At 60.3% G+C, this 20743-nt stretch carries 14 protein-coding genes; 3 read left to right on the forward strand and 11 right to left on the reverse strand.

Annotated features, from left to right (window positions below; genetic code table 11):
- Positions 1–284 precede the first annotated feature (284 nt).
- The 7 genes from ABLU88_RS20240 to ABLU88_RS20270 are packed head-to-tail and all read right to left on the reverse strand — an operon-like array spanning position 285 to position 8325.
- Positions 285–1553 carry a Zn-dependent hydrolase gene (locus ABLU88_RS20240; RefSeq protein ID WP_049083487.1) on the reverse strand — a complete coding sequence of 423 codons (1269 nt, stop codon included), beginning with the start codon at positions 1551–1553 and terminating at the stop codon, positions 285–287.
- Positions 1543–2727: an amidase gene (locus ABLU88_RS20245; protein WP_154919348.1), complete on the reverse strand. Its 1185-nt coding sequence runs from the start codon at positions 2725–2727 to the stop codon at positions 1543–1545. The genes ABLU88_RS20240 and ABLU88_RS20245 overlap by 11 nt, the downstream gene beginning before the upstream one ends.
- 18 nt (positions 2728–2745) lie before the next feature.
- Positions 2746–3756: an ABC transporter ATP-binding protein gene (locus ABLU88_RS20250; protein ID WP_025107064.1), complete on the reverse strand. Its 1011-nt coding sequence runs from the start codon at positions 3754–3756 to the stop codon at positions 2746–2748.
- Positions 3746–4789 (reverse strand): ABC transporter ATP-binding protein, encoded by a 1044-nt coding sequence (locus ABLU88_RS20255; RefSeq protein ID WP_004848592.1) that lies wholly within the window; start codon positions 4787–4789, stop codon positions 3746–3748. Before ABLU88_RS20255 ends, ABLU88_RS20250 begins: the two co-directional genes overlap by 11 nt.
- Before the next feature lie 3 nt (positions 4790–4792).
- Complete coding sequence (locus ABLU88_RS20260; RefSeq protein WP_014228319.1) at positions 4793–5686, reverse strand: ABC transporter permease; 894 nt, start codon at positions 5684–5686, stop codon at positions 4793–4795.
- Positions 5687–5688: 2 nt separating this feature from the next.
- The gene (locus tag ABLU88_RS20265; protein ID WP_154904431.1) at positions 5689–6642 is read right to left on the reverse strand and encodes an ABC transporter permease; all 954 of its coding nucleotides are present in this window, start codon (positions 6640–6642) and stop codon (positions 5689–5691) included.
- Between the two features lie 18 nt (positions 6643–6660).
- Complete coding sequence (locus ABLU88_RS20270) at positions 6661–8325, reverse strand: ABC transporter substrate-binding protein (RefSeq protein WP_014228317.1); 1665 nt, start codon at positions 8323–8325, stop codon at positions 6661–6663.
- Between the two features lie 514 nt (positions 8326–8839).
- Between ABLU88_RS20270 and ABLU88_RS20275 the strand changes: the two genes are divergently transcribed.
- Together ABLU88_RS20275 and ABLU88_RS20280 are read left to right on the forward strand one after the other, a co-directional pair.
- Complete coding sequence (locus ABLU88_RS20275) at positions 8840–9955, forward strand: YbdK family carboxylate-amine ligase (RefSeq protein WP_025107066.1); 1116 nt, start codon at positions 8840–8842, stop codon at positions 9953–9955.
- A gap of 51 nt (positions 9956–10006) precedes the next feature.
- Complete coding sequence (locus ABLU88_RS20280) at positions 10007–10726, forward strand: phosphodiester glycosidase family protein (protein ID WP_014228316.1); 720 nt, start codon at positions 10007–10009, stop codon at positions 10724–10726.
- A 735-nt stretch (positions 10727–11461) separates the two neighbouring features.
- On the opposite strand, the gene ABLU88_RS20285 is transcribed toward ABLU88_RS20280, so the two are convergent.
- The 3 genes from ABLU88_RS20285 to ABLU88_RS20295 form a co-directional block, all read right to left on the reverse strand.
- A complete protein-coding gene (locus ABLU88_RS20285) occupies positions 11462–14554 on the reverse strand; it encodes an efflux RND transporter permease subunit (protein WP_348837750.1) in 3093 nt (1030 codons plus the stop codon).
- A 10-nt stretch (positions 14555–14564) separates the two neighbouring features.
- Positions 14565–15647: an efflux RND transporter periplasmic adaptor subunit gene (locus ABLU88_RS20290; RefSeq protein ID WP_064405515.1), complete on the reverse strand. Its 1083-nt coding sequence runs from the start codon at positions 15645–15647 to the stop codon at positions 14565–14567.
- Positions 15648–15717: 70 nt separating this feature from the next.
- The gene (locus ABLU88_RS20295; RefSeq protein ID WP_064405513.1) at positions 15718–18441 is read right to left on the reverse strand and encodes a cation-transporting P-type ATPase; all 2724 of its coding nucleotides are present in this window, start codon (positions 18439–18441) and stop codon (positions 15718–15720) included.
- Positions 18442–18934: 493 nt separating this feature from the next.
- On the opposite strand from ABLU88_RS20295, the gene ABLU88_RS20300 reads away from it, so the two are divergent.
- A complete protein-coding gene (locus ABLU88_RS20300; protein WP_025107071.1) occupies positions 18935–19183 on the forward strand; it encodes a DUF1158 domain-containing protein in 249 nt (82 codons plus the stop codon).
- Positions 19184–19544: 361 nt separating this feature from the next.
- Here ABLU88_RS20300 and ABLU88_RS20305 read toward each other — a convergent pair whose 3' ends face one another.
- The gene (locus tag ABLU88_RS20305; RefSeq protein ID WP_025107072.1) at positions 19545–20543 is read right to left on the reverse strand and encodes a LacI family DNA-binding transcriptional regulator; all 999 of its coding nucleotides are present in this window, start codon (positions 20541–20543) and stop codon (positions 19545–19547) included.
- Positions 20544–20743: the final 200 nt, after the last annotated feature.

Here is a 20743-nt window from a genome sequence, read left to right on the forward strand (position 1 = left end):
GGGACCGCGGGGATTGTAAAGGGGGAGACGGTTTTCTCCCCCTTTACCCGTTCACCTACCACGGTGAGACATTTTCTGCGAAATAGCGGTGAACGGAACCCCTACCACACCTTCCCGGAGGCGGCGCTTGACGCGCCTGTCCGGGCTACCCAATCTGCCACCCTCCAACACCGAGCCCGAAAATCCCGGGTCGCGGCGTAAACGCCTTACCCGGGCTACTCCCCCGCAGGCGGCTGGAAACCCGTAGCCCCGGTAAGCGCAGCGCGACCGGGGAGAGCGGCCGTTTATACCACCCGCGCGTACTGCAGCATCACCTGCAGCAGCACGTTCGCGCCGGCCTCAACGTGCTCCGGCGACGCATACTCAATTTCGTTGTGGCTGATCCCGTCCCTGCAGGGGATAAAAATCATCCCGGTTGGCGCCAGATAGCTCATATACACCGCGTCGTGCCCGGCGCCGGAGACAATCTCCCGCGCCGGATAGCCCAGCCGCTGCGCGGCGTCGGCGATCGCCGCCTGGCAATCCGGGTGGAACGGCGCCGCCGGATAGTGGCTCACCTCTTTCAGCGCCACCTTCAGGCCGCTCTCCCGCTCAACCACGGCGATAAACGCCCGCAGCTGGCGGTCCATCTCATCCACCAGCGCATCGCTGAGATTACGCATATCAATCGAAAAAGTGACCTCTCCCGGCACCACGTTGCGGCTGTTCGGATAGACCTGCACCCTCCCTACCGTACCGCGCCCCTCGTCGCTGCGCCCGGCGATCGCCACGACCTCCTGCATAATGCGGGTCGCCGCCTGCAGCGCATCCTGACGCAGGCGCATCGGCGTCGGTCCGGCGTGGGACTCCTGGCCGGTCACCACGCAGTCATACCAGCGGATCCCCAGCACGCCCTGCACGATACCGATAGTTTTCGCTTCATCTTCCAGAATCGGCCCCTGTTCAATATGCGCTTCGAAGTAGGCGCCAATCGGATGATCGCCCGGCGTCTGGCTGCCGATATAGCCGATGCGCGCCAGCTCCTCGCCCACGGTTTTACCGTCCGCATCCTGCGCGGCATAGACAGTTTCCAGCGGGAATACTCCGGCAAACACCCCGGAGCCCATCATCACCGGCACAAAGCGCGAGCCCTCTTCGTTGGTCCAGAACACCACTTCAATTGGCGCTTCGGTTTCGATATGCCGATCGTTCAGGGTGCGCACCACCTCCAGCGCCGCCAGCACGCCGTAGTTGCCATCAAATTTGCCGCCGGTGGGCTGGGTATCAATATGGCTGCCGGAGACAATCGGCGGCAGCGCCGGATTACGCCCTTCCCGGCGCATAAAGACGTTGCCGATTTTATCGACGGTGACGCGCATCCCCGCCGCCTGCGCCCAGCTAATCACCAAATCCCGCCCCTTGCGATCGAGATCGGTGAGCGTCAGACGACAGCAGCCGCCCTTCGGCGTGGCGCCGATTTCCGCCAGCGCCATCAGCGACTCCCACAGACGCTCGCCGTTAACCCGGCAGTCGGTGGTTTCGGTCATCGGGGTAAAAAGGACATCACTGCTCATTTCGGTCTCCTTGCATAAACGCGGCGGCCAGCTCGACCAGCAGACGATCGCTGCCGCGCGGGCCTAAAAATGACATCCCCAGCGGCAGACCGCCCGTCTGGGCGACCGGCAGCGTCACCTGCGGACGTTGGGTCATCACGGAAATTAACAGCAGGTCGTGAGACAGGCGCCGGACCGCTTCTATCTCTTCGGCCTGCGCCGTCAGCAGCGGCGCGCCATCGGGAACGGTCGGCATCACCAGGACCGCATCGCCCAGCTGCGCGTCCCACCAGGCGGTAAAACGCTCGCGCAGCTGGCAGGCGGCGTCAAACTGCGCGCGAGTGACCGCTTTGCCCCAGAAAAAGCGCTCGCGGACGTCCGGGCCTAGCTGCAGAGCATAGCGCTCAATGGTTTCGCCCTGCGCCTGCCACGCTTCGTAGCCCTGAATCTGGCGGAAGGCGAGATAAATATCGTCCGCGTCGGGCAGCGGCGCATCGAGCGGCGCTAACGGGCCGAAAAAGCGCGCCAGCCGTTGGCGGACCGGCAGCAGCGCCTGCTGGCTGCGCAGCGGCAGGCGGGAAAACAGCCCATCGTGGCAGGCCAGCCGCACGCCGTCGAAATCCGCGCGTTCATCGTCGAACAGACAAGCGGCGACGGCGGAAAAGACCTCCGGCGAGCGGGCAAAGAAGCCGCAGGTGTCCATGGTGGCGCACAGCGGCTGGCAGCCGTCGAGGGAGAGACGGCCGTGGGTTGGACGCAGGCCAAACAGTCCGCAGTAGCTCGCCGGCGTGCGTACCGAGCCGCCGGTATCGCTGCCGAGGGCAAAGTCGCACGCCGCGTTCGATACCGCCGACGCCGAGCCGGACGACGATCCGCCGGGTATATGATTCGGCGCGGCGCCGTTGCGCGGGGTACCGTAATGCACGTTGTGCCCGCTCATCGAATACGCCAGCTCGCTGGTATGGGTTTTGCCGATAAAGCGCGCGCCGTTATCTAACAGCTTTTGCACCACCGGCGCGGTGCGGTTTTTAATCCCGGACAGCGCCAGCAGGTGCGGATTGCCCCCGCCGGTTGGGTAGCCCGCCACGTCGAACAGATCTTTGACCGCAAAGGTTAAGCCGCTCAGCGGCCCGCTGAGCGCATGCGCCACCGGATGCGGCGGATAGGGCATAAAGGCGCGAATGTCGTCCTGCATGATGGTTTCCTCCTGGCCTCAGGCGTAAAGCGCCTGGTTTTCAACGGACGGGCTCAGCTCACGCCAGCGATGGCAACTTACCACGTGACGCGGCCCGGCCGGTTCGGTCGTCGGCTGGCTTTGCGCGCAGGCGGGGCGCGCATGCGGACAGCGCTCGGCAAACGCGCATCCCGGCGGCAGGCACGAGAGATCCGGCGGCGAGCCGGGAATACAGTGCAGCGCGTCGCCCTTTTTCAACCCCTCTTTCGGCCGGCTGCCCAGCAGCACCTGGGTATAGGGATGGCGCGGACGATACAGAATCTCCTCGATCGACGCCTCCTCCACGATGCGCCCGGCGTACATCACCGCCACCCGGTCGGCGATCTCCACCGCCGCGCCGATATCGTGGGTCACAAATATAATCGACAGATCGCGCTGCTTTTGCTGCTCACGCAGCAGAATCAAGATCTGGATTTGCACCGTGGCATCGAGGGCGGTGGTCGGCTCATCCGCCAGCAGCAGCTGCGGGTTGCAGGATAACGCGAGGGCAATCATCGCCCGCTGGCGCATCCCGCCGGACATCTCGTGCGGGTAAGCATCCAGCCGCCGCTCGGGGCTCGGAATGCGCACCTGACGCAGCGCCTCCAGCGCCCTTTCCCGCGCCGCCTGCCGCGACAGGCCTTCATGGCGACGCAGCCCCTCGACAATCTGCTGGCCCACGGTATAGACCGGGTCGAAGGCCAGCAGCGGCTCCTGGAAAATCATCGCGCAGCGCGCGCCGCGGTAGCGCCGCAGCTGCCCGGCGCTCATGTTCAACACATCCTCTTCCCCGACCCTCAGGGTACCGGAAAGCACGCTGCTTTTCGGCGGGTGCAGCCGCATCAGGGCGCGCAGGGTGACGCTTTTCCCGGAGCCAGACTCGCCGATCAGCGCCATCACCTCGCCTTTTTGCACATCAAAGGAGACGCCGTTGACCGCGTTGACCGTCTGACCGTCGCGGCGAAACTCAACCCGCAGGTCGCGGATATGGACGTAGGCTTCATGCGACATGGCTGACCTCCTGAATGGCGATATTTTGATGCCAGGGCGACGCGGGCTGCGCCATCAGGCAGGCGCTCTGGTGCCCCTCGCCGACGCTTTCGAGCGTCGGTTTCACCTCGGCGCACACTGCTCTGGCGTGCGGGCAGCGGGTATGAAAGCGGCAGCCGGAGGGCGGAGAAATCGGGCTGGGCGGATCGCCGCTCAGCGGCGAGGTTAAGGTGCGATTGTGCGGGTCCATTGACGGCATCGAGCTTAACAGCGCCCGGGTATAGGGGTGGGCCGAGGCGGTAAACAGCTGCTCCGCCGGGCCAATCTCCACCACCTCGCCGAGATACATCACCAGAATGCGGTCCGACAGCCAGCGCACCACGTGCAGATCGTGGCTGATAAACACATAGGTCAGCGCCAGCGTCCGCTTCAGCTCCTGCAGCAGCTGCAGCACCTGAGCTTCCACCGACTTATCCAGCGCCGAGACGGCCTCGTCGAGGATCACCAGCCGGGGCTTCATCGCCAGCGCGCGGGCAATATTCACCCGCTGGCGCTGGCCGCCGGAAAGCGCGTGCGGATAACGATGGGCAAAACGTTCCGGCTCAAGGCCGACGTGCGCCAGCAGATAGCGGGCGTACTCGCTGGCCTCTTTGGCGCTGACGCCGTGTACCCGCTGGCCGAACGCAATGCTCTCTTCCATAGTCATGCGCGGATTGAGCGAAGCGTAGCTATCCTGGAAAACCATCTGCACCTGGCGGCGATACGCTTTCATCGGCAGGCGCGATGAACCCACCTCCAGACCATCGAAGATCAGCTCCCCGCTGTCCTGCTTAAGCAGCTGCATCAGCAGCCGCGCGGTGGTGGATTTACCGCAGCCCGACTCCCCCACCACGCCGAGGGTTTCGCCTTTGATCACCGAAAAACTGACGTCGTCCACCGCCTGCACCACTTCGCGCGCTTTGCCGCCGCCGGCGGGAAAATGTTTCAGCAGATTGTTGACCTTCAGCAGCGGCTGCGCCGGTCCGCCGAGGTCGATATTGATAAAGGGTTGCATCGCTTACTCCTTAATCGCCATTGCCGCACGCAGGCGGTCCGCGAGGATATTGAACGAAATGGAGGTGATAAAAATCATCAGGCCGGGCAGCGCCGCTACCCACGGCTGGGTATAAATCGCCGTACGCAGGGTGTTCAGCATCAGCCCCCATTCCGGCTCCGGCGGGCGAACCCCGAGACCGAGAAAAGAGAGCCCGGAGGCGAGGATCATGCACACCGAAATCAGGCCGGTGGAGAAGACGAAAATCGGCCCCAGCACGTTGCCCAGCACCTGGACGCGAATAATGGTGAACGCGCTGGCCCCGGTGGCCCGGGCGGCGTCGATATAGTCCATATGCCGCACCTGCGCGGTGACGCTTTCGGCGATACGCGCCACCTGCGGCACGAACACCAGGGTCAGCGAGAGCAGCGCGTTACCGATGCCCGCCCCCAGCGCGCCGGAGAGCGCGATCGCCAGCAGCACCGAGGGAAAGGCGTAAAACACGTCCACGGTGCGCATAATCAGGGTGTTGGTTTTACCGCCCGCATAGCCGGCGATAATGCCGATCGCCCCGCCGATGAAAAAGGCGAACACCACCGGGACAATCCCCATAAACAGCGACAGCCGGGTACCGAGAATCAGCCTTGATAGCATATCGCGCCCGAGCTCATCGGAGCCCAGCGGAAAGCCGTCGGCGCCAATCGGTTTGAGGCGTAAAAACATCGATGTTTGATACGGATCTTTCACGATTAGCCAGGGTCCGAACAGCGCCAGCGCCAGCAGGATGAGAATGATCGCGCCGACGAATACGCCGCCCGGGTCGCGCAGCAGGCGGCGAAACACGCCGCGCCAGTAGCCTTGTCTGGCAACCGTCGCGGCAGAGACGGTAATGCCTTTGGTCGTCACGGTATCCACCATCGTCAGCTCCTCTTAATTCGCGGATCGAGACTGGTTTGCAGAATATCCACCAGCAGATTGAGCAGGACAAAGAACAGCGCCAGTACCCAGATGGTGCCCTGCAATAGCGGCAGATCGCGCTGGAAGATAGCGGTGTTCAGCAGCAGACCGGTGCCGGGCCAGGAGAAGACGGTTTCCACCAGAATCGAGCCGCCCATCAGATAGCCGACCTGCAGCCCCATCACCGCCAGCGCGGTCGGGGCGGCGTTTTTCACCACGTGCAGAAAGATCCGCGACTCGTTGAGCCCCCGGGCGCGCAGGCCGACGATAAACTCCTGGCTGAGAATGTCCGCCACCTGCGAGCGAACGGTGCGGGCGATAATGCCGGTCGGGATCACCGACAGCGTGAAGGCCGGCAGCAGCATAAACTGCAGGTGTTCCCAGTTCCACTGCCAGCCCACCTCGCCGATTGGCCCGCCGCCGGTCGCCGGCAGCAGCGCGAGTTTGACGCTAAAAACGATGACCAGCAGCATCCCCAGCCAGTAGTGCGGTACGCTGACGCCAAACACGGATAGCACCGAGGCCAGACGGTCAATAATGCTGTTACGAAAGTAGCCGGCGACAAAACCGAACAGGCTGCCCAGCGCAAACCCGATCGCCGTCGCCAGCAGCGCCAGACGCAGAGAGTAGGTGACCGCCGTCATCACTTCATCGATGACCGGGCGCCCGGTGGCGACCGACATGCCCAGATCGCCGTGCAGCGCCCGCCATAGCCAGTGCACAAACTGCAGCGGCAGCGGTTTATCAAAGCCGTAGGCCTGCATTAAGGTCTGACGCAGCGATTCCGAAGCGTCCGGCGGCATCACCGATACCAGCGGGTCGCCCGGCGCTATCTGCACCAGCATAAAACAGATCACCGCCACCCCGAGCATGGTGGGGACGGCCAGCAGGATGCGATATAGCAGCGTATTGATCATCTCTTGCTCCCGTGTCGATTACTCTTTTTTGCTCACCAGGCTGAGGTCGATAAACCAGCTTTGCGGCTGTACCACACCGGTGACGGCTGGCGATATCGCCCTTGGCCCGACATCGTGTGCGACGAACAGGAACGGCACCTGATCGACCAGCGCGGCGTGCAGTTCACCCGCGGCTTTATCCATTTCAGCCGGGGTAAACGCATGTTTCACCGCCGCCGCCAGCTTTTCGGTTTCCGGGGTCGAGAAGTAGCCCCAGTTGGTCGCCACCGGCGGGAAGGCCTTCGCGGTGGAGAAGCGGATCATGCCGAAATAGGGATCGTTAACCGCGGCGCTGACGTTGATCGCGTCGATCCCTTTCGCCGACGGATCTTTCGCCCCGAGACGCCAGTTGGTAAACAGGGTGTTCCATTCGTTGACCTTAATGTCGACGTTAAAGAAGCAGCTTTTCAGGCTCTGCTGGATGTACTCGTTCATCGGCAGCGGCTGCATCTGCCCGGAGCCGGAGGCCGAGGTGGCGACCGTGACGTGCAGCGGTTTCCCGGCGCTATACCCGGCTTCGGTCATCAGCTTACGGGCGGTATCCGGGTCATATTTGATCTGGAAGGTGGGTTTACCGTGCCACGGGCTGCCGGCCTCGTAGACGCCGGTCGCTTCGGTCATATAGCCGCCGAGATAGCTTTTGAGCTCCGCGCGGTTCAGGCACAGGTTGGCGGCTTTGCGCACGCGAATATCTTTCCACGGCGAGCCCTCTTCGAAGGAGAACTGCCACGGCCACAGGTGCGGCTGGGTGTTGGCGTAGATTTTAAAGCCCTGGGCTTTTATCTGATCGACCGCGTCCGGGGCCGGGGCTTCGATCCAGTCCACCTGCTTCGAGAGCAGCGCCGCCGTGCGGGCGTTAGCTTCCGGCAGCGGGATCAGCACCACTTTGTCCACTCGCGGAATGCGATCTTTGTTCCAGTAGTCGGGGTTCTTATCGAGGATCAGTTGCTGGCGAGGAACCAGTTTTTCCATTTTGAACGGACCGCTGCCCACCGCGTGGGCGGCGAACTCGGTCCACGCCTGCTTACTACGCGCGGCGGCATCGCCGGCGTTTGCCGGCACCGCGTCATACAGCTTCTGCCACGCCGTCGGCGAAACGATAAACAGGTTGGTAAGGTTGTACGGCAGCAGCGCGTCCGGTTCGGAGGTGGTCAGCGCCACGGTGTGGTCGTCAATCTTTTCCGCGCCGGTCAGGGTCGGCATGCGTGAGAGGGTGTTGCCTATCTGGCCCGGGGCATACTGCGGCGCGGCTTTATTCAGCACCTTATCCACGTTCCAGACGATGGCATCGGCGTTGACCGTTGAACCATCGTGAAACTTAACGCCCGGGCGCAGGGTGAAAATCCAGCGGCTTTGATTTTGCGGGTCAACGTGCCACTCGGTCGCCAGCCCCGGCACCAGGCCGCTGGGCTTTTCTCCCTGAGAGAGATCCCATTCAACGAGGGCGTCGTAGAGCGGAATGCCGGTGAAGCGATTGCCCTCAAAGCCCTGATCGGGCTGTCCGAGGGTCAAAGGGATATCGGCGGCGGTCATGGCGATCCGCAGGGTTGAGGCATTGGCCGGCAAAGAGGCGATCAGCGCCAATGCTCCGCTAACAGCAACGGCGAGATGGCATTTACGCGAAAATATTTTTTTCTTCAGCATCACATTGTCCCTGTTAAATAAAAGTCGCTATTTAACAGGCAAGATACATACCAGTTCTGAACGCGCGGGGAATAAGCGTGAAATGGCTTATAAAATAAGAATGACTTATATCATCTATATGATTTTATTTAAAAAATAGAATAACCTTATCTTTTTGCACCACCGGCGGGAATTCTGTTGCAGGATTGCACCAGCCTTACTTTCTTTTTAAAGGGATAATCACGTGGCGTTATTTTCTATAAATTAAATTCATAATGTCCGGCAAATCATCAGTTTGAGGCGTTCTCTTCTATACCCGTCATACTTCAAGTTGCATGTGCGTTGGCCGCATTCGTTCACCCCGGTCACTTACCAAAGTAAGCTCCCGGGGATTCGCTCACTTGCCGCGTTACTCGGCCTGCGGCCTCGCCCCTACGGGGCCAGCGCAAGCGCTGTTCAAGGCACAAATGCCTTGTCCTGCAACTCGAATTATTTAGGGTATATACTCCTTTATATAGAGAAAGAGGGAGTCGCCATGCCGTTACCTGATTTTCACCGCTCCGAGCCGTTTACCCTCGGTATCGAGCTGGAGCTTCAGGTCGTCAACCCGCCGGGTTTCGATCTGAGCCAGGACTCTTCCGCGCTGATTGACGAGGTTCAGGGCACGCTGAAAGCGGGCGAGGCCAAGCATGACATTACCGAAAGCATGCTGGAGATCGCCACCGGCGTCTGCCGCGATATCCACCAGGCCACCGCGCAGCTGAGCGCGATTCAACAGGCGGTGCTGCGCGCCGCCTCCCGCCATCATGTGCAAATCTGCGGCGGCGGAACGCATCCGTTTCAAAGCTGGCAGCGCCAGCAGATCAGCGATAACCCGCGCTACCTGAAAACCGTCGAGCACTTTGGTTACCTGGCGAAGCAGGCGACGATCTTCGGCCAGCACGTGCACGTGGGGTGTCAAAACGGCGATGATGCCATCTATCTTCTGCACGGCCTGTCGCGCTTCGTACCGCATTTTATCGCGCTGAATGCGGCATCGCCCTGGCTCGACGGGACCGATAGCGGCTTTGCCTGTTCGCGGCTTAACCTTTTTGCCGCCTATCCCGATAACGGCCCGATGCCGTGGGTGAATAACTGGCAGGCTTTTACCGGTCTGTTTCGCCGTCTTAGCTATACCAGCATGATCGACAGCATGAAGGATCTGCACTGGGATATCCGCCCCAGCCCGCGCTTTGGTACCGTCGAAGTCCGGGTGATGGATACGCCGCTGACGATTGCTCAGGCGGTGAATATCGCCGGGTTTATTCAGATCATCGCCTGCTGGCTGCTGACGGAGCGGCCGTTTAAGCATCAGCCCGAGGATTATCTGCTCTACCCCTTCAACCGCTATCAGGCCTGCCGCTACGGGCTCGATGGGATCAATACCGATGTTAACGGCGGCGAACAACGAACATTGCGCGAAGAAATTTTACAGCTGGCGGATAGGCTGGCCCCCAGCGCCCACAAGCTGAATGCCGGCAGCGCGCTGGAGGCGATTGTGCGCCAGGCGAAGCAGGATCGCAGCGAGCCGCAGCAGATGCGCGAGTTTGTCGCCAACGGCGGTTCATTGATCGGGCTGGTGCAAAAGCACTGCGAAATCTGGACGGCGTAGCGGCGATAAAACGCTATACTTCACGCTTTCGTCGTCTGTCTGGAACCTGTCGTGCGCTTTTTCTCTCTTCTGCCGCTGCTGCTGTTATCCCTGCCCGCTTTCGCCAGCGGGAAGTGCTCGCTGACCGACCCGTCGCTGACGCTGCAAAGCTATACCGTTGATCCGCAGCGCGAACGCATCGTGATGTACTGGCAAAAAGAGGACGGTAAAGCCTGGGGATCGCTGCGCTCCCTGCTGGCGGATATCGACCACAACGGACAGGTGCAGATGGCGATGAACGGCGGAATTTATGATAAAGCCTATGCGCCGCTGGGGCTGTATATCGAGAAAGGCAGGCAGCTGACCCCGCTTAACCGTGCTTCCGGCGGCGGCAACTTTTTTATTCGTCCCGGCGGGGTGTTTTATCTGCGCGGGCAAAACGCGGGGATTGTCAGCATTGATAAATTCAGGCCGTCGCCGGCCATCCGCTACGCCGTGCAGTCCGGGCCGATGCTGATTGAAAACGGCAAGATCAACTGGCGGCTGAAGCCGTCCGCCAGCTCGCGCAAGCTGCGTAACGGCGTGGGCATCACCGGCGATGGCAAAGTGGTCTTTATGCTCAGCGCGCGCGAAACCAATTTCTATGATTTTGCCTGCTACGCGCAGTCCAGGCTCAACGTGCGCCAGATGCTCTATCTCGACGGTACCATTTCGAAGATGTACCAGAAAGGCGGCAGCGTGCCGTGGCAGTACCATCCGTTCGTCACCATGATCGCGGTGGAGAGCAGGTAGTCGGCAAAACATCGTCTGCGGGGAGTAGCCCGGGTAAGGCGTTTACGCCGTGACCCGGGATTTCCGGGCCCGGTGCCTGAGGGAGGGAGATTGGGTACCCGGACAGGCGTGGCAGCGCCGCCTCCGGGACGGTGTTGAGGGATTCCGTTCACTATTATCCCACAGAAAATATCTCACCGTGGTACGTGAACGGGTAAAGGGGGAGAAAACCGTCTCCCCCTTTACAATCCCCGCGGTCCCGCAAAGAAATCGGTGCTGCGCACTGCGCTCACCTCCCGGACCTCAGCCTGCGGTCGGCTCAACTCGACCTTACTCGTCCCATCCCTGGGACTCGCCCCTACGGGGCCAGCGCAAGCGCTGTTCAAAATTGCTCCAGGCAATTTTGTCGTGTCTCGATTCGCCTCTGTCCGCCATCCCTGGCGGCCAGCCCTTGTCTTCGGTCCTCCGGTTCGCCGATTTCAGCGGGGGCCAGGGCATCGCTGCATGACACGTTGTTTCAGAAACATATCCGCAGCGGCATGAAAATCTCCCGGAGGCGGCGCTGCCGCGCCTGTCCTGGCTACGGATTACCGGCAATCTGCGGCCCGGTAGCCCGGCTAAGCGCAGCGCAAGCCGGGAAGAAGCCACAGCAATACCACGTCGCGGCATATTCCCCGGGTTGCGGCGTAAACGCCTTACCCGGGCTACGGGTTATCGGCAATATGCAGTACTGTAGCCCGGACAGGCGCGGGCCACCTACATCCGGCGGTGGGCCCACTCGCGCAGCCGCTGGAACAGCACGTACAGCGAAGGAATAAACAAAATGCCGATTACCGTCGCCACCAGCATGCCGCTGAACACCGTGGTACCGATAATCCGCCGGCTCTGCGCCCCGGCGCCGGTGGCGAGCATCATCGGCACAATCCCGATGATAAAAGAGACCGCCGTCATCATTACCGCGCGGAAGCGGCGGGTCGCCCCTTCGCGGGCGGCATCGACGATCGACATCCCCTCTTCGCGCTTCGCCCGGGCAAACTCGACGATCAAAATCGCGTTTTTCGCCGCCAGCGCGATCAGCAGCACCAGGCCTATCTGCACGTACACATCGTTGGCGTAACCGGCCCACCAGAGCCACAGCAGCGACCCGCCGATGGCGAACAGCACCGACAGCATCACGCTCGCCGGCAGCGTCCAGCTCTCATACTGGGCGACGAGGAACAGCCACGCCATCGCTACCGCCGCCAGCACAATCCACACCGCCTGGTTACCGGTCTGCTGCTCCTGCCAGGAGATGCCGCTCCAGGCGTAATCATAACCGTGCGGCAGGTTCGCTTGTAAAATCTGCTCCATCACCGCCATTGCCGTCCGGCTGCTGACGCCTTCGGCCGCCGACCCGCTCACCGATACCGACGGGAACTGGTTATACTGCTGAATAAACGGCGCGCCCACCGTCGGCGTAATCGTCACCAGATTACTCAGGCGAACCCGCTCGCCGCTGTCGCTGCGCACGTACAGCTCGCTTATCTGCTCTGCCCGCTCGCGCCACTGCATCTCGTTTTGCATCACCACGTGGTAGACACGATTGTTAATACTGAAATCGCCGGCGCGGGTGCCGCCAAACGCGGTTTGCAGGCTGCTGAAAATCCTCGCCACCGGTACGTTCAGCCGGGCCGCCTGGTCGCGATCTACGGTGAGCGTCAGCTGCGGCACGTTGCTGCTCCAGGTGGTAAATACCCGGCTCAGCTGCGGGTACTGATTAGCCGTCCGCAGCACCTGATGCGTCACCTGCTCCAGCTCCGCCGGCGATTGTCCGGCCTGGGCCAGAATGCGTAAATTAAACCCGGAGGCGTTGCCCAGCCCCGGCAGCGTCGGCGGCGCAAAAGTCATGATCGTCGCCTCCGGTAGCCCCATCAGCTGGCCCTGCACCTTTTCCATCACCGCCTCCAGCGGCGGCCGCTGGTGCCAGTCCTTCAGCATCACCGAGATAAATCCGCCGTTTGAAGCGCTGGTACCGTTGAGAATATTAAAACCGGAGACCTGAATCACATCCTCAACCGCCGGATTCAACAACAGCAGCTCGCGCGCCTGGGCCATCACCGCTTCGGTACGCTCCAGCGAGGCGGCTTCAGGCAGCTGCACGCTGGCAAAGAAGTAGCCCTGATCTTCCTGCGGCAGAAAACCCTTTGGCATGGTGATAAAGCTAAACACCACCACCCCGGCCGCCGCCATCGTCACCGCCAGCGCCAGCCAGGGGCGACGATTCATCCTCCCGACCAGACGCCCGTAGCCATCGCGCACCGTATCCAGACCGCGGTTAAAACCGCGCCAGATGGCGGCTGGCTGCTGCGGCCGCGGACGCAGCAGCAGCGCGCACAGCGCGGGCGTCAGGGTCAGCGCCACCACGCTCGATAGCGTCACCGCCGTCGATAAGGTCACCGCAAACTGGCGATACAGCTCGCCGACGATCCCCGGCAGCATCGCTACCGGCACAAACACCGCCAGCAGCACCAGAGTTGTGGCGATCACCGGCCCGGCGATTTGCCGCAGCGCCTCGGCGGTCGCGGCGCCGCGATCCAGTCCCTCCGCCATTTTCGTTTCCACGCTCTCCACCACCACGATGGCGTCATCCACCACCATCGTCAGGGCGAGAATAATCGCGAACAGGCTCAGGGTATTGGCGCTGTAGCCCAGCGCATAAAGCACGGCAAAGGTGCCAATAAGCGACACCGGGATCGCCAGCGCGACAATCAGCGTCGCCCGCCAGCTCTGGAGGAACAGCGAAACCACCACCACCACCGCCATAAGGGTCAGCGCCAGCGACACGCCGATCTCTTTGATCGTCGCCGCCACAAAGCGGGTGGTATCAAACTTCACTTCCCAAGTGAGATCCGCCGGGAAACGCGCGTGCAGCCGGGTCAGCTCAGCGCGCACCGCGGTGGCGACCTGCAGGGCGTTGGCGGTGGGCGTCGGATAGATACCGAGATAGGCGGAATCTTTGCCGTTGAGCTGCGCGCCGGAGCTGTAGCTGCGCGCGCCAAGCTCAATGGCCGCCACGTCAGACAGGCGCACCAGCTGGCCGCGTTCGCCGCTGCGAACCACAATTTGCCCGAAGCCGGCGGCGTCGCTGAGTCGCCCGATACCGTTGATGGTCAGCGTCTGCTGCTGGCCGTTAAATACCGGCGGCGTCCCCACCTGCCCCGCCGCGCCCTGCACGTTCTGCTCGCGCAGCGCCTGGGCAATATCGTCGGTTGTGATATTCAGCGCGTTCATGCGGTCGGGGCGCAGCCAGATGCGCATGCTGTAGTCGCGCGCGCCGAACATCTGCACTTCCCCGACGCCGGGTAGACGCGCCAGCGCCTCGCGCACCTGAGTGCTGGCGTAGTTGCTGACAAACAGCGGAGATAGCGTGCCGAGCGGCGAATAGAGACTCACGCCCATCAGCAGGTTCGTCGCCCGCTTACGCACCTGCACGCCGTTCTGCTGCACGTCGGCAGGCAGCTGCGCCACCGCCTGCGACACGCGGTTCTGCACATCGATCGCGGCTAAATCGGCATCGGTCCCGGCGGCAAAAGTCAGGCTCAGGCTGTAGGTCCCCTCATCGGAACTGGTGGACTCCATATAGAGCATATGATCGACGCCGTTGAGCTGGGTCTCCAGCGGCGCGGCAATAGCTTCCGCCACGTCCGCCGCGCTGGCGCCCGGCCAGCTGGCGCTAACGTTGATGACCGGCGGCGTAATCTGCGGATACTGCTCGACCGGGATCAGCTTCAGCGAGACCGCGCCGACAAAGGTCATCAGCAGCGCAATCACCATCGCAAAGCGCGGGCGACGGATAAAAAATGTGAGCATCGCCTCTCCCTTATTCACTCAGCAGCTGAACGGCCGCGCCGTCACGCAGGCGCTGGGCGCCTTCCGTCACTACGCGCTCCCCCGCTTTCAGACCATCGGCCACCACGAAGCTCTGGCCATGCTGACCGCCGGGCGCTAAACGGCGCATCGTCACGGTGTTGTCCGCCGTCAGTACCCAGCAGTAAAAGCCCAGCGCATCCTGCTGAAGCGCAGAGGCCGGGATCATCGGGCTCTCCTTAAGCTGCTGCGGCCGGAAGAAAACCGTGACGTTGCCGCCCGGCAGCAGACGGTGCTGCGGATTGGCAAATTCAGCGCGCAGCGCCACGCTGGCAGTGCGGCTATCAATACGGTTATCGACGGAGGTCAGGGCGCCGTCTTCACGCCGTCCATCGACATCCACCTGCGCCAGCCACGCCTGCTTCAGCGCGGCGATATCCGTGTGCTGTCCCGCTTTCGCGAAAAAGGCGGTCTCATCCAGCGAGAACGCCACGCGAATGGGATCAAGCTGGACCACATCGACCAGCACGCCGCTGGCGGGATTCACCAGGCCGCCGACGTGAAAAGGACTATGGCCGACGCGCCCGGTGACCGGCGAGGTAATGCGGGTGTAGCCGAGCGTAATCTGCTGGGCGGCAATGCGCGCCCGGGCCTGCTCGACGGCGGCGGCGGCGACATCGCGCTGCATCTGCGCGGTGTCTACGTCGTTGCGGCTGATTGCGTGGTTATTTTTCAGCTGCTGGTAGCGGCTCAGCTGCTGCTGGGCCTGGCGTAGCGAAGCCTGCACGCTTTTCAGTTCAGCCTGGGCCAGCGCCAGTGCGGCTTTCGGCTGGGCGTCATCCAGCGTAAACAGCGGATCGCCCTGGTTGACGTACTGCCCATCCTGGAAGTGGCGCTGCACAATCTTTCCTTCGGTGCGGGCGCGAATATCGACGGAGTGAATGGCCTCGACGCGGCCGGAGATTTGCCGTTCACCGGCATGCGGCGCGTGTTCCACGGTGGCGACGCGCACCGGAACGGCCGGCGCGGCGGCGGCGGCGAGCGCGTAGCCTGCCAGGCCCCAGGCCAGCAGGGCGGAGCGGATAATCTTGTTCATGGGGAATTCCTTACGACGATGCGGCGTCCCTCCCCCCTCAGGAGAAGGGACGCCGGGCGGGTCAGACACGCTATGCGGCTTTGCGGAAACGACGGGTCAGGCGCTTCTCAACTTCCACCACCAGGAACATCGCGATACCGATGACCAGCGTGATGAACCAGTAGCGCAGCGGCAGCCCTTCGGTGCCAAACATCGTCTGCATCACCGGTACGTAGATGATGACCAGCTGCATCAGCAGCAGCACGCCGCTCACCAGCCAGATGCCTTTGTTGCGCAGCAGTCCCATGTTCAGCGAGAAGCTGTCGCTGCTGCGGCAGTTAATCATGTAGACCCACTGTGCGGTGACCAGCATCTGCAGCAGGACGGTGCGGATAAACTCCGGACTGTGGCCGCGCGGCGCCAGCCAGGCTTCAAGCATAAAGGCGGCGACGGCGATCATGGTGCCGACGAAAGCGACGCGCCAGACGGCGAAGGCGTCCATAACGTGCTGGCCGGTTTTACGCGGCGGCCGGTTCATGGCGTTGCGCTCGGCGGCTTCAAACGCGAGGCCGAAGGAGAGCGTCGCGGAGGTGGCCATGTTCATCCACAGAATCAGCACCGGCGTCAGCGGAATGATGTTCCCCGCCAGCAGGGCGATGATAATCAGCAGCCCCTGCGCCAGGTTGGTCGGCATGATGAACAGAATGGTCTTCTTCAGGTTGTCGTAGACCCGACGCCCCTCTTTGACCGAACTGGCGATGGTGGCAAAGTTGTCGTCGGTCAGGACCATGTCGGCGGCCTCTTTGGTCACCTCGGTGCCTTTAATCCCCATGGCGATCCCGACGTCGGCCTGGCGCAGCGCCGGGGCGTCGTTGACGCCGTCGCCGGTCATGCCAACCACTTCGCCGTTATCCTGCAGCGCTTTCACCAGGCGCAGCTTGTGCTCCGGGCTGGTACGGGCAAAGATATCGTACTCAACGGCGGCTTTCGCCAGCTCGGCGTCGTCCATGTGCTCCAGCTGATAGCCGGTCATCGCCTGGCTGCTGTTGGTGATCCCCAGCATCTGGCCAATGCTCATCGCCGTCTGCGGGTGGTCGCCGGTAATCATCTTCACGCGGATCCCCGCGTTCTGGCAGGCGTGGATAGCGTCAATCGCTTCCGGACGCGGCGGGTCCATCATTCCGGCAATGCCGAGGAAGACCAGTCCTTCGCGCAGATCGTCGTGGGTCAGCGTGGTGCTGCCGACGTTCGCCGGTTTGTAGGCGGCGGCGACCATACGCAGGCCCTGGCGGGCAAAGCGCGCCATCTCCTCTTCCCAGTACTGCGGCTCGAACGGCACCGCCCCCTGCTTGCTCAACTGATGGCGGCACAGGGCAAAAATCACGTCCGGCGCGCCGGTAATCAGCACCTGCTCGACGTCGCCCATTTTCTGGTGGGTCGCCATGTACTTGTACTGCGAGTCGAACGGGATTTTCGCGACCAGGCGGGCATCGACGGGCGCAAGCTGCGCTTTCGCCGCCAGTACCTTCAGCGCCCCTTCGGTCGGCCCGCCGGTAATGCCCCACAGGCCGCGCTCGTCCTGAATCATCTGGCTGTCGTTACACAGGTCGATGGTGCGCAGATAGGTTTCCAGCACGCTGCCCGGTTTAATCTGCACCGGCTCGTTGCTGCCTTCCAGACAGATGTTACCCTGAGGCTCGTAGCTGTCGCCTTCGACGCGGTAGCAGCAGTCGGCGGTGATGATCGCTTTGACGGTCATCTCGTTCATCGTCAGGGTACCGGTTTTATCCGAGCACACCACGGTCATGGCGCCCAGGGTTTCCACCGTTGGCAGCTTGCGGATAATCGCCCGCTGGCGCGCCATCGCCTGTACGCCCAGAGAGAGAATAATCGAGATAATCGCCGGTAAGCCTTCCGGCACGGCGGCCACCGCCAGGCTAATCAGGGAGAGCAGCAGCTCGCCGAGAGGAATGTCGCGCAGCGCGAGGCTGAAGACGAACAGCGCGGCCATCATCGCCAGGATGATAACGAAAATCGCCTTACCGAGCTTATCCATCTGCACCAGCAGCGGCGTGCGGTGCTTCTCGATGCCCGCCATCATCTGGTTGATGTGGCCGAGCTCGGTCTCCTGACCGGTTGCGGTCACCACGCCAACGCCGCCGCCGGCGCTGATGGTGGTGCCGGAGAAGAGCATATTGATACGGTCGCCCAGCGGCAGTTCGCCTTCCAGCGCGTCGGTGGTTTTATCCACTACCGTCGACTCGCCGGTGAGAATCGCCTCTTCGACCCGCAGATTATGGCTCTCAATCAGGCGCATATCGGCAGGTACGCGGTCACCCGCGCGCAGTATCACGATATCGCCCGGCACCAGGTCGCGGGTCGGGATGGTTTCATGCTTGCCGCTGCGCTGCACGCGCGCGTCGCTGGAGAGCATATTGCGGATGCCCTGCAGCGATTTTTCGGCGTTGCTCTCCTGGATATGGCCGATCAGGGCGTTGATCACCGTGACGCCAAGGATGACGAGCGTATCGACCCAGTGGCCCATGACCGCGGTGAGCGCGGCGGCGGCCAGCAGGACAAAAATCAGGACGTCGTTAAAATGGGCAAGGAAGCGCAGCCAGGCCGGCTTGCCTTTTTTCTCCGGCAAGGCGTTGGGGCCGAAGGTCTTCAAACGCTCGGCGGCCTCGGCGGCGCTGAGGCCGTCGACGTGGCTTTTTTTCTGCGCCAGCACCGCATCAACCGTCTGCTGATATGCGCGGCGTGGCGCGACATCCCCTGAGGGGGTGGTATTATTAGTTTTGATCGTTTTGGTCAAAATATATCTCCCTTAAAATTCCGTGAGGCGGAAAGCCTGGAATCATTCCGGGCCAATGAGAAAAATTTCAAACAGGCGGGAGATAATTTGAGCTTGCGCAATATTTACTCTCTCGCCAATACAAAATTTATGGTAAGTTAATTCTATAAAACAACTATTGCAGAATATTAATAAACCAAAACTAAACGAGGTCTACTATGTTTGGAATCTATCGCGGACGCCGTCTGGTGCTGTACATCCTGCTGGCCATTATTATCGCTACACTGGTGGGATATAGCACCTATACTTTTGTAAAAGCGCTGGCTTAATAATGACGTTAATTTACATTGCAATGTAATTAACTTAATCACAAATATTACTAAAATAATTAACATAAAAAGAAAGCGGATGTTTAAATATAATACTTAATGCGTATTTTAATAACGTACGAAACCATATTGCATTGATTCTCTTTTTACCGGACAATATGTTTTTAACTGATGATTAACAAATAATGAAACATCCGCTAGAAACGCTCATGAGCGCCGCCGGCATTCTCCTGCTGGCTTTACTCTCCTGCCTGCTGCTGCCGGCGCCCTCGCTGGGCCTGACGCTGGCGCAGAAGCTGGTGGCGACATTCCATCTGATGGATCTCAACCAGCTTTATACCCTGATCTTTTGCCTGTGGTTTTTAGCGCTGGGCGCCATCGAGTATCTGCTGCTGCGCTGGGTCTGGCGTCGCTGGTTTTCCCTTGAGCGCTAAGCCGGTCAGGTCGCGCATGCCGTTGACCTGGCCTTCTCACCAGGCGACGTCATCGGGGCCGGTAAATTATCGCTTCACGCGTTTTCGCAATAGCCGCAGCGCAGTTAAGGGTAAGAGCCGCTGGCCGAAGAAGCCTGCGGTTTTCACAGTCCCCTGGCAATGGAGGTGCACGGTGCTTCAGGTCTCCCTGAGTCACCAGGTCAAGGCTTACAAAGAGAGATTCAGGATGGGCTCTGCAAGCAGAGTCCACGGAGCCGGTCTCTGCTTTGATCGGAATATACCCGTCATACTTTCAAGTTTTTAGGGTATAAATAGCTGAAGCGCCTGCGCAAGCCGCTTTATTTGTACTCATACCCGCCACCTACTTTAACGAACCCCGAATGATCGGATCACAACTAATCGCTACATTACAGATGGAGTGTGAATCTTCCGAAACGATTAAATCATAACCTTTTAATACCATATTTCGGTAAGGTAACTCTACCGTAGTAAGCTTAGGATAGACTCTCTGCGAAATAATACTCTGGTTATCAAAACCGATCACCGAAACGTCCTGGGGAATAGAAAATCCCAGCCGTTGCAAAGAAAAGTATACTTCCAGCGCAATTTCGTCACGACCGCAAAAGATGACATTAACGCCACGCTGAATAGCGCCAAGAATATCATTATCTAATACTGTGAAATCATAATCATAGCTAACCGGAACAACAAAGTAATCATCAGCAGAAAACGCAATGTGATTATCATTAAGCGCCTTTATATATCCCTGCTTGCGCTTAACCGCGGCGTGATAACTTTCATCAAAATTAATAAAAAGGCTGCGGGTAAACCATGGGCGATGAAAAACCAGATTAGCAATATTATATAATCCTTGCTCGTTATCAGCCTGCACGCTAGAATAATTACCGCGCGCACAATGACAGTTAACAAACACGGTCTTGACCTCATCAAATATTGACTGATACTCAATTTCACAAGGATCAAGCGAAAGGTAAATAAGACCTGATATTCGTTTCTCTCTAAGAAAATTAAGGTCCAGTTCGGTGGGAGAGGAATCTTCAACATGGATAAAAATTAACTGATAGTTGGTTTCCTTAGCTTTTTCACTGATCGAACCCAGCATTTCACTACCATAGCTACTTCTTCCCATATTTAATGAGATAACGCCAATAACCGGTAGCCGGGATTTTTTCATGTCCCTTGCCGCCGCATTGGGGACATAGTGCAGCTCTTTGGCCTTGGCCAAAATCTTCTCTCTGGTTTTGGCTTGAACTTTTTCAGGGTTATTAAGCGCTCTTGATACGGTGACGTGTGAAATACCCAATGCCAACGCTATATCTTTGATTGTGACCATTTCCATCTACCCTCTCAATCAATAACGTGTGTCGTTAAATAAATCAGACATGGGTCACAACTATTCTCAAAAATACCAACCCGCACCTTTCTCTCCGATATTTGTCCAATCATCAACGGGGTCCTTATCTGCTTGCCACCGCTCAGCAGCAATCGGTGAGCCTTGAAGAGTACCGCGATCCTAATATTACTATACTCTTTAAGATG

The sequence above is a fragment of the Klebsiella sp. GW_Kp182 genome (genome assembly GCF_040062275.1).
Taxonomy (GTDB): Bacteria; Pseudomonadota; Gammaproteobacteria; order Enterobacterales; family Enterobacteriaceae; genus Klebsiella; species Klebsiella michiganensis.